Raw genomic sequence first — 10,609 nt, 5'->3', positions numbered from 1 at the left:
GGCGGAGCAGGCGGCGCGGCTGAACGACAATCTACCCGAAGTTCATTTTGCTTTGGGCTCGGTCTATGGCGCTACCGGAAAATCGACAGAAGCAATCGCCGAATTGCAGCGAGCCTTGCAACTGGCGCCTAACTCGGATGAAGGCTACCGCCGCTTGGCGGACGCTTACCGCGCCGCGGGACGAAAAAATGAAGCCCTCGATGCTTATAAGAAGGCGATCAGCGTTAATTCCTATTACTGGTACAACTACCTGGCGCTGGGCAACGCGTATCTGAGTTTTGGCGATTACGACAACGCCCTGGAAGGCTATAAGAAGGTCATCGAACTTGCGCCCAAGAATGCGGTCGGCTATTCCGACACCGGCATCGTCTACTTCCAGAAATCGCAGTGGAACGAGTCTATTCCCTGGTTCCAAAAAGCTCTGGAGGTGGATCCCAATTATCAGATCGGTTACTCCAATCTGGGCACAGCTTACTTTTACCTGAAGCGCTATGAAGACTCGGTAAAGATGTTTGAAAAGGCGGTAGAGCTCAGCCCTAACCAGGAACAGGCGGTGGGAAATTTGGCAGATGCTTATCGCTGGTCAGGGCAGAAAGAAAAAGCGAACGCTGCCTACGATAAAGCCATTGCCCTCGCCCAAAAGGAACTGCAGGTTAATCCTCGTCAGGCGGACGCACTCCGGCACGTGGCGCTTTACTACGCGAAGAAAGGTGACGATTCGCTGGCGCAAAACTTTCTCCGGCGTGCCCGCTCGGTCGACGCCAACGACGTTGACCTGTTGTACACAGAGGCCGTGGTGGACACCTTAGGCAACCGCTCGCAGGAAGCGATTCAAGCTCTCAAGACGGCTTGCGAAAAAGGCTTCCCGGTCAGCATGATTACCAACGATCCAGAATTCACTTCCCTGGCAAACCAGCCGCAGTACCAGAGCCTCGTAAAGCAGTACACGCAACAAGCTCGCAAGTAGCCAGGTCACCTGGCTTCCAGACAGAACTCCACAGCCCTTAGGCAAGGCACCAAAATGAAACTACCCTCCGAAGAGGGCAGTTTCATCAACCGACTTAGATTACAGAAGACTAGCTGCGCTTGCCGTAGCGGCGGCGAATCACTACCAGCACGCCTGAGCCCAGCAGAAAAGCACTCATGGGTTCGGGAACGTTGGCGACGCCCTGGGCCGTCGTACCGTCCGGCCACGGCCCACAACTCGTCGCACCCGCAGGGCAGTTCATATTAATGAATAAGTGCCCGCAGCCTTCGTCATCATCCTCATCCCCCTGAGAATTGTCATCCCCCTCCTCGGAGCAGTGGTGGAAATCCGGGACTCCCGGAGGACCGGAGATGAAAACGTCCAGAAGATTCCCGGACAGATTCGTAACCACGCACTTGCTGAATACATCTCCCGTGGTGCAATCAACTTGAGTGTGATCGATGTGGGTCGTGCCCGTATTGACCGTAAAATCGAGGTTAGTCAGTGTGTGCCCGGTTTCGTTGCAAAAGTTGAATATATTCTTGCTCGGATCCGAGGAGTTGAAGTTCAGTTGGGGAAAGACGTTGGTGTTAAGGATCGTGTCCCTAGGGAACTGGCAAGGAGAGCCGCCGGGGTTAAAGCCTGGATCAACAACCGGGTCCGCAAGGGCCGCTGGGGCCGCAATAATTCCAAGCAAGAATAGAACTGTTAGACAGACGACGATTCTCCTCACACTCCACCTCTCGTGACTTTGGCTGGGTTGCTATTCAGCAAGTAAAAGCCCACTCGCGTCTGATGCAAAGTACGATTAACCCCCATCATTTCTTGCCTCTACATCGATTTCCACGACTGCCCTGAAAGTCGGGCACTCCCGAAAGCGGCACTTTATTGCACACCTTTGGGCAGCAACATTCCCTCTTCGGAACGTCACATTCCCAGTTGGCGTCCGAATCAGCACCACCGATTGTGCGTGCTGTTCGTCGCCCTGAATAAGGAGAACTCCGCGATTTACCTGAACTATTTCCTGGCGGAGCCGCGAATGCATGGGGACTACCCGAGTCCGGCTGTAATCTTGGGGCATCTTTGCCGGTTTTTTCCGTGCGTCACCAGTTGAATACCCCTCCGGGCGTCACGGTACTTGCGTAATCTCCCTTCGATAGCCCGACTGGACTATGTTCTATTTTCCCTCCCCTGCGGGTACCTGCGAGAGGTGTCGCCGAAATCTGGCGGTTTTGCGAGGAAGCAATGGTTCCAGAAATGATAGGCCGCTTTAAGGTCGAAGCCGAAATCACGCAGCATCCCTTCGGATCTGTGTACAAGGGCTTCGATCCCAAGTTCCACCGCCCGGTGGCCCTTCGTACTTTTCGTCTGGACGTACCCTCCCCCCAAGCCCAGCAGCAGCTTCGCCGTTTCCAGGCCGAAGCGCGCACGGCCAGTGCCCTCAGCAGTCCGAATATTGTGAGCATCTATGGTGGCGGCGAGGATCAAGGCTGCTTTTTCGTAGTCATGGAATATGTCGAGGGCCTAACTTTGCAAGCCATGCTGCTCGGGCGCAGCGAGGTTTCCACCGGCGACCTGGTGGACATGACTCGTCAGGCCTGCCTGGCTTTCGACCACGCGCAATCGCACCGCATGGTTCATCCCAACCTGCGTCCGGCCAATGTGATGATCGAGTGGGACGGCAGCGTAAAAATCATGGATTTTGGCGTCCCCAAGCCGGCTCCCGCCGAGCTGGCCGAGACGACTCCGCTGCCCGACATCTATCACTATCTCTCCCCAGAGCAGGTTAAGGGTGAGCCGGTGGATGTGCGCTCCGCGATGTTCAGCTGGGCCGCCATCCTCTATGAGCTGGCCACAGGCATTAAGCCGTTTTCGGGCGGCACGCCCGGGGAAGTGACCGGCAAAATTCTGGAGTACATGCCGGAACCGCCGCGGGACCTGAAGCCGATGCTGGGTCCTGGAATCAGCCACGTGATCATGAAGGCTCTGGCAAAGTCGCCGGCAGATCGCTATCAGACGGGCGCCGAGTTGGTTCACGAAATCGAGAACCACAAGAATTTCGGACGAGCCGAGACCATGGCTTCGCGAGTGGCCGCTCCGGTCAGCGAGCCGAATGTAGAAGCCGGCATCGCCCCTGTCCCGGTAAGTTCGGGAACGGCGCGGACACAATCGGGCATGGATTTGCTTCAGAGCTCGCTCGAGACATTCTCCGACCCGGGTAATGGAGCGGCGGCTGGGCGGACGCAGGCGCCCGCGCTCGAATTCAAGAATCTGGAATTCAAGAATCCGGTTCCGGCGGAAGCAGCAGCGCCAGCGCCCAAGGCGCCTGCTCCTCCGGCTGCGCCTCCAGTGATCGTCCAGGGTCAGGTGTTTCCGGCGGTGACAGAGCAGCCCTCCGCACAGGACCGCACGGCCGAGCGCGCCGCTTCGCCGCCTTTCCCCAGGCCAACGTTACGGCCCATGTTGCCCACGCTGCCGCCGCTGCCGCCCCAGCAGAAGCAGTTTTTGATGTATGGCGGTGGCGCGGTGCTGCTGTTTCTGGTGATCACCAGCGTTGCCGTGCTGGGATTCCACGGCTCGAAGAAGCCGGCAGCATCTCCCGCTCCGGAATTGGTCAGCGTGACCCCGGTCACGCCGCCTCAGGTGGATACAACCGCGGTAGAGCAGGAAGCGCAGACGCCCGAGGTGGTCCGCAGCAAAGATCCCAACCCCAAGAAGAACAACAAGCGCGCAAAGGTGGTAGCAGTGGCCACCCCCGCGCCGGTGGTCACGACCGGAGAAGTGTCGATCAGCTCCAACCCTGCTGGCGCTCAGATTCAGATTGATGGCCGTACGGATCCCAGCTGGGTGACGCCTTACACGGCCGCCGGGCTCAACGGCGGTTCGCACACCGTGACACTCTCCAAGAGCGGCTACGCAGCGCAATCGCAGGTCGTCCAGGTGGTTGCTGGCGGCAGTTCCTCGCTGTCCCTGAAATTAGCTGAGCTGTTCGCCACCATCTCATTCGCCAGCGAGCCTGCCGGGGCCAGCATCGCCATCGACGGCAAGCCCACGGGTAAGACCACGCCGGCGCAGATCAATGTCGAGAAGGGACATCACACCCTGACGTTCAGCAAGGCCGGTTATTTCGATGCCGCCTCCACCGCCGATCTCGCCGCCGGTCAGAATTTCCATGTCTCGCCCACGCTGCAGGCCATGGGCGACACAGAGAGCATCAAAGTGACCGGCAAATTCAAGAAGGTCTTTGGTGGCGGGGTGCCTGAGGGAATGGCGTCGATCGAGGTGAAGACGATGCCGCGTGGGGCGCGCATCGAAGTGAATCACCGCATGCTCGACAAGCCCTCGCCGGCGGAGTTCTTCGTCACTCCCGGCAACTATCAAGTCACGGTGTTCATGACCGGCTATAAACCCCTGGAGAAGATGGTATCGGTGGAAGCGGGCTCGAAGGTGGTGATTACGGATAATCTGGAGCGGTAGGTTTAACGAATCGAGAGCCACCCTTCCTCGCCCCCGCCTTTCTTTCCTTAGCCTTCCATGCTAGATTTAATGGGAACGGCGCTGTGCAGGGCATTGTCCGCTGCGCTCCCTCCCTATAGATTTCTAGGTACTACCGGCTGGCTCTGAACATCTTTTCCTCCGGGTGAGCAGTGCGGCTGCATGGATTGGATGGGTATGGCTGCGTCTCCTTCGGCTGCACGAATTGGCAAGTACGAGGTGCTCGACGTCATTGGGGAAGGTGGGATGGGTGTGGTCTATAAGGCCATCGATCCCCAGATCGGACGTCTGGTGGCCATCAAGCGGATGATGGTCCGCTTCTCCAACGATCCTCAACTGCAGCAGAGATTTCAGCGTGAAGCCCGCGCCGCCGGAACCCTGCAGCATTCCAACATCATCGTCATCTATGACCTTGGCGAGGACGGGGAAAATCCATACATCGTTATGGAGTACGTGGATGGGGAATCGCTGGAGAAGATGATAAACCGGCGAAAACCGCTCTCCACGGCCCAGAAGCTGGACATCATCATCCAGGTCTGCGATGCGCTGCACTACGCCCACCAGCACGGCATCGTTCATCGCGACATCAAGCCCGGCAACATAATCCTGCAGCCCAACGGCAAGGTGAAGCTGCTGGATTTCGGCATCGCGCATACCCTTGACAAAGCGCTCACCCAGACCGGCCAGATCATTGGCACTCTCAACTACGTATCCCCCGAGCAACTCAATGGAAGTCCGGTCGACGGCCGCGCCGATATTTTTGCCACCGGCATCGTTCTCTATCAGCTGCTCACCTACGAGCTGCCTTTCGACGCTCCCGAAACCGTCACCATCATCAATAAGATTCTGCGCGAGCCCGCGCCATCATTGCGGACTCGTCTGGCCGATTACCTGCCGGAAATGGACGAAATCCTCGATAAGGCATTAGCCAAGGATTACGCCCAGCGTTATCAATCGGCACAAGACTTCGCGCTCGACCTGTCGCGGGTGAAGGCGACCCTGGAGCGCGAGACCATCGATCATTCCCTGGAGCTGGCGCGGGAGGCCATTGTTTCGTCTGATCTCGCCAGGGCCAAAGATCTGCTGGCCGGCATAGTCAAGGTCGATACTCAGCATCCCGCGGCCAAGCAGATGCTGCGTGATGTGCAGCAATTGATCGAGCAGCAGCAGTGCCGCGAGCGCGTGCATGAGTTGCGAACGGAAGCCGAGCAGGCTCTCTCTGAGAAGCACCTGGATGTCGCGCTGGAACGCATTAATGAGGCTATCCGCCTCAGCAAGACCGACCCGGATTTGCTGAGCTTCCGCGAGACCGTACAGCAGGCGATGTTGCGCAAATCGCAGGCCGCCAAGCTGGTGCAGGCAGCCGACATCGCACGCGAAGCCGGGGAACTGGACATGGCCCGCAAGGCCATCGAGGAAGCGCTTCATACCGAGCCGCAGGACACCAAGGCGAAAATCCTGCATGCCAGAATTCTTACCGAGCTAGGACAGCAGACCCGCCAGCAGCAGGTTCGGCAACTGCTGGGAAGCGCGCGCCTGAAGATCAGCTCGCGCAATTTCACCGCAGCCCAGGAACTGATTCAGCAGGCGGAATTGCTCGATCCTTCCAATCCGGAAGTAGTGGCGGTGAAAGAGCTGGTGGAAACCGGCAGGGCGCAGGAGGCTCGGCAGCAGGAGATCGAGCACCGGGCAGAGATGATTCAGCGCGCCCTGGATACCTCCGAGTTTGATTCAGCTTGTCGTGAGGCTAAGCAAGCCCTGCAAGAATTTCCCGCTGAGCCTGTGCTGGTGCGCCTCAGCGCCACTGCCGAGAGCCGCCGCGAAATGGCGGAACGGGATCGCCAGATCGAACTCTGGGCAAGGGAGGCCCGGCGTCTCCTGGAGGAGGGAAAATCCGCCAAGGCGCTGGACGTCGTCTCCAGCGCGTATCGCAAATACCCGACAGACCCGCGCATTCAGGTTTTGGTCGCGCAAGTAAATGCGAGTTCCGCTCCCCCAGCTCAGGTCTCGACGCCAGACCGCGCGCGCGGTGATTCCGACGCGACCGCGGTGAGCGTGCTGAGTGTCCGTACTCCTGTGCCGCAGAAAGCTCCGATTCGCCCTGAGGATCTGGATACCGGGGAGCACACCCCCATTGCGCCAAAGCCACCGGAGCCTGCCCCAGTTCGCAGCGCGAGCAGCGTAGCCATAGGAAACGCACCAGCGGAACCGTTAATCAGTGCGCCGCCACCAGTTTCTGTACCGGTGACACCTGCGATTCAGCCGACACCGGCGCCCACATCAAGGCACGCTTCAGAGCCAGCGATTGCTGCGCCCTCTTCTGTTCCCATGACGGCATCCGCCGGGTCTTCTCCCCGACTACAGGTAGCGGCCCCGGCAGGGCAGATGACATCTGCCGCACCGAAGCCGGTTGCCACTGCAATTGGTGTGCCCGGCAAGAGCCGTATGCTTGTGATCGGTGCCGCGGCTGCATTGTTGGTGTTGGTGGTCGCTCTGGTTGCGCGCCGCGGTCCCGCCAAGCCGACTCTTTCATCACTGGAAATCAATGCCGTGCCCTGGGCCAGGGTGATGGAAGTGAAGCCGTCTTCGGGAAAAACGATCCAGCTCAATGAAGCAACGCCAGTCCGCTTGTCCTTGCCGCCGGGCGATTATCAAATTCGCATGACCGGGCCCAACGGGGACGAATACTCGGGCACGATTCACATCGAGCAAGATCGGCCTGCGGTGTACTCACATGAGTTTTCCGCAGTGGATGTTTATAGAATTCTCAATGCCTACTAAGCGCGCAATTCTGGTCGCTTTGGCTTGCCTCGCCATCAGCCTGCCTGCGGCAGCCAAGAGCAAATCGAAAGACCTGATGAAGGACGGCCAGTCGGCGCTGGAGTCCGGCAACGCCGAACTTGCTGAAGACTACTTCTGCCAGGCCGCGCAGGAAGATCCCAAGAATAAGAAAGCCGTGAGCAAGTGCGAGGAACTGCGCCAGAAGAACGACCAGGCCCGCGCGGCTGATGCCGCGTTCCTGAAGCAGGGTCAGGCGCTTTTCCAGCAAGGCAGCTACGAAGCCGCAGCAGAGCAGTTCAACAAAATCAAAACTTCCAAGTATCAATCCGCCAAGAAGGAGTGGATGGATAAAATAGCGGCCCTCCGCCAGCATGCTCGGGAGAAGGAAGAAGCAGACAAACAGAAACGCTCTAAACAGGAAGAGCAGTCGAAGCAGGCTGCGCAACAGGAAGAAAAAGAGGCCAACTTCCTTCGCCAGGGTATCGACGCTTATGACAAGAACAACTTCGTAGAGTCGAGAAGCCTGCTGGTCATGGTGAATGGGTCTCACAAGGGAGAAGCACAAACCTACATCACCAAGATTGATGCTTACCTGAAAGCCTTTGCTGAGGGCTGGAAATACGAGAGAGATGGAAACTACAAGCAAGCCCTCGCCAGCTATCGCAAGGCCGAATCCATCAAGCGGAACGGACCCGACAACGTAGGCCAGCGGATCGCGCGGGTCCAGGGGATCATCGCCAAAAGCAACAGCCCAACCCCGCCTGAGACTCCAACACCCCCCACTGCCCCTGTGGATGAAGGGGCTCTGGTTGCAGGCATCCAGGATTTTTATAAGGGTTCTTACGACACCGCCGAAGCCAAGCTGTCGAATTACTCCAGCCCTTCGGAGTTGAGAGTGGCGCTGGCTCACTTTTATGCTGGAGCCTCGAAGGTCACCCGCTATTACCTTGCGGGGGCAACTCCGGATCAGAAATCGCTGCTGGATAGTGCTGTGGCTGAATTCAAAATCGCCCGCCGCGCGGGCGGCTTTTCACCACCGCCCGGCGTTGTGTCGCCGAAAATTCTCGCCGTGTATGACGGCGTAACCCCATAGCAGCACCTGTACTACAGGCCAAGCCGCCGGTTCCTACCCCGAATTCCTGATTCCAATCATTCCGAAATCCGTTAACAATTGAGAAGAAAACAACCAAGCAATTAACAGGAGTTCAGGCATAAAAGGAATGCTCAGGTTCTCGACTCAATGCCCGCAGTGCCGCACCGGCGAAAAAATGTATCGCTCTCGCCGCAAGAGCTTTTTTGAGTGGTTATTTCTTTTGTGTACCTTCCTGCGTGCTGTCCGCTGCCACTACTGCAACAAGCGTTACTATGTTCCGCGTTTTTTTCATGTACCTGGGTTACCACACCGCCGGCGGCGCCGCCGGGTGCAGGAAAACTACTCCGACGAAAAAGCAATTCAAGCCAGGGAGGCTCCGAATCGCGTGACGGACCACTCTGTTCCCAGCGCAGGATCGGTATCAGGAGCGCGGCAGACTGTCTTACTTGGCTGACTCAGCCACCGACAAAGGGCGGGCTCCGGTTTTTTCCGCCAGTGCATTGAACGCAGCTACCTCCTGAGCTTTGAGTTCCGCCCATGCCTGTAACTGCGAGTTGAGGACAGCCAAGGTCTCGGCAAAAACCTGCTGCGCCTGTTCGGTCGGCGAAGCATCTGCCGAATCCACTATCGCCAGTTGATCGCCGAGGATGCGGTTCAGCGAGCGCAGACTCTTCCCCACCGGCCTGGGGGGATCCTCTACGCCGAGCAGATCGGCGATCTTGTGATCCAGCGAATTCGCCTGTTCACGTAGTTGATCAGCGCTGCTGATCTGCTTAATCTGCGATCTCAGTCTTTGTCCCTCAAGCACCGCCTCGTAATCCCGGCTCATGGCTTGCGAAATCTGCATTTCCAGATCGAATTGCTGTTTCAATTCCGCGGCGGAAACCTGCACGCGCGGATCCATGTCAATCCGCAAGCGCTGACTGTAAGGCCGGCCGCCGGTCTCGAATCTCAGCTCGTATTCTCCAGGCAGCACCAAAGGTCCCAAGGGGAGCGCGGGCGTGTCCTGGCCATAAGCAACCGCACCGGAGTACTCGTGATACACAGCGGGAGGACTGGGATATCGCAGATCCCAGACTAGGCGGTGCATTCCCGAGGTCTTCGCCAGCGGAGGCCGCGGACGCAGCCAATCCTGGGTAAAGGGCGGGGGCAGGTCGGGGACTTCGACAGCATCGCTGCTGGAAAAGCGGCGGACGAGATTGCCGGAGCTGTCCAGGATGGAAAGCACAACCTCTCCCTGAACCTGGGTGGAAGCGCCGAGGTAATAGTCGATCAAAGCGCCCGGGGGCGGATTCTCACCCGCCGGCTCCTCTTTCGGCAGGGGCGTGTCGCGATTTACGTTGTGCCGCATCCGGATGGCGTTTTGTGGCTGGAAGAGGAAGGTGTCGGTCGTAGAGAGTTCGGGACGCACCTGCCTCAGCGGCGTGAGATTATCCAGTATCCAGAAAGACCGACCGTGCGTGGCGATCACCAGGTCGTCGCCCTTGACTACCAGGTCGTGCACCGGCGTGACCGGCAGGTTCAACTGCAGCGGCTGCCAGTGATCGCCATCGTCAAACGAAACATAGACACCAAGCTCCGTCCCCGCGTATAGCAGACCTTGGCGCGCGGAATCCTCCCGCACTGCATGAACGTATGCAGGCGCTTCGATTCCGTCGCTCACCTTCTGCCAGGTCTGTCCAAAATCGCGCGTCCGATAGATGTAAGGCCGGTAGTCGTCGAGACGATGGCGGTCAACCGCGACGTATGCCGTGCCCGCATCAACGCGAGAAAGATCGATCACGCTGATGCGGCTCCAGTCTCCCAGGCCAGGGGGCGTGACGTCGCGCCAAGTCTTGCCTTCATCGCGCGTAAGTTGGACAAGGCCGCTATCGGTTCCAACCCAAATCAGTCCCGGCTGAATCGCTGACGCCGCGATCGAGTAAACCACACCATAGCCCTGGCGTTTCGCGTTCGCTACGGTCGGCGGCGTGGACGGCGGCGGCTCTTGCGCTCTGCCCGTCAGGTCTGGACTGATGCGCTGCCAACTCTGGCCGCTGTTGCTGGTTTTCAACACATACTGTGCGCCGAAGTAGAGCACATGCGGATTCTGCGGAGAAAATATCAGCGGCGACGTCCACGAGAACCGCAGCTTCTTTTCCGGCATGGTCAGCTCGAAGGTGTTGCCCACCACCGGGGAGATGTCCTGCGACTGTCCGGTGCGTTTGTCGAAGCGGAACAATTGGCCATAGGTGTCGCCGCCATAAGCGATGTCAGGATCCGCGGGATCGGGC

7 protein-coding genes are annotated in these 10,609 nt (G+C 58.5%); 5 read left to right on the top strand and 2 right to left on the bottom strand.

Going from position 1 to position 10,609, the window contains the following annotated elements:
• Positions 1-967: tetratricopeptide repeat protein (locus tag VEG30_09250; GenBank protein HXZ80103.1), on the top strand; the 967-nt coding region annotated here is incomplete at its 5' end.
• Between the two features lie 109 nt (positions 968-1,076).
• Here VEG30_09250 and VEG30_09245 read toward each other — a convergent pair.
• Positions 1,077-1,229, bottom strand: coding sequence for a PEP-CTERM sorting domain-containing protein (locus VEG30_09245; GenBank protein ID HXZ80102.1), 153 nt, complete (start codon positions 1,227-1,229; stop codon positions 1,077-1,079).
• A 12-nt stretch (positions 1,230-1,241) separates the two neighbouring features.
• Between VEG30_09245 and VEG30_09240 the strand changes: the two genes are divergently transcribed.
• From VEG30_09240 to VEG30_09225, 4 genes are all read left to right on the top strand, one after another.
• Positions 1,242-1,670 (top strand): hypothetical protein, encoded by a 429-nt coding sequence (locus VEG30_09240; GenBank protein ID HXZ80101.1) that lies wholly within the window; start codon positions 1,242-1,244, stop codon positions 1,668-1,670.
• Positions 1,671-2,212: 542 nt separating this feature from the next.
• Positions 2,213-4,444, top strand: a complete 2,232-nt coding sequence (locus VEG30_09235) for a serine/threonine-protein kinase (protein ID HXZ80100.1) — start codon at positions 2,213-2,215, stop codon at positions 4,442-4,444.
• Between the two features lie 195 nt (positions 4,445-4,639).
• Positions 4,640-7,243: a protein kinase gene (locus tag VEG30_09230; GenBank protein HXZ80099.1), complete on the top strand. Its 2,604-nt coding sequence runs from the start codon at positions 4,640-4,642 to the stop codon at positions 7,241-7,243.
• Positions 7,233-8,336: a hypothetical protein gene (locus VEG30_09225; protein ID HXZ80098.1), complete on the top strand. Its 1,104-nt coding sequence runs from the start codon at positions 7,233-7,235 to the stop codon at positions 8,334-8,336. The genes VEG30_09230 and VEG30_09225 overlap by 11 nt, the downstream gene beginning before the upstream one ends.
• 442 nt (positions 8,337-8,778) lie before the next feature.
• Here the strand turns inward: VEG30_09225 and VEG30_09220 are convergent.
• Positions 8,779-10,609, bottom strand: a 1,831-nt coding sequence (locus VEG30_09220) for a hypothetical protein (protein HXZ80097.1), incomplete at its 5' end; no start/stop codon positions are given.

This window comes from Terriglobales bacterium, assembly GCA_035624455.1.
In the GTDB taxonomy this organism is placed as follows: Bacteria; Acidobacteriota; Terriglobia; order Terriglobales; family Acidobacteriaceae; genus DASPRM01.
This window is presented reverse-complemented; position numbering and strand designations above follow the sequence as displayed.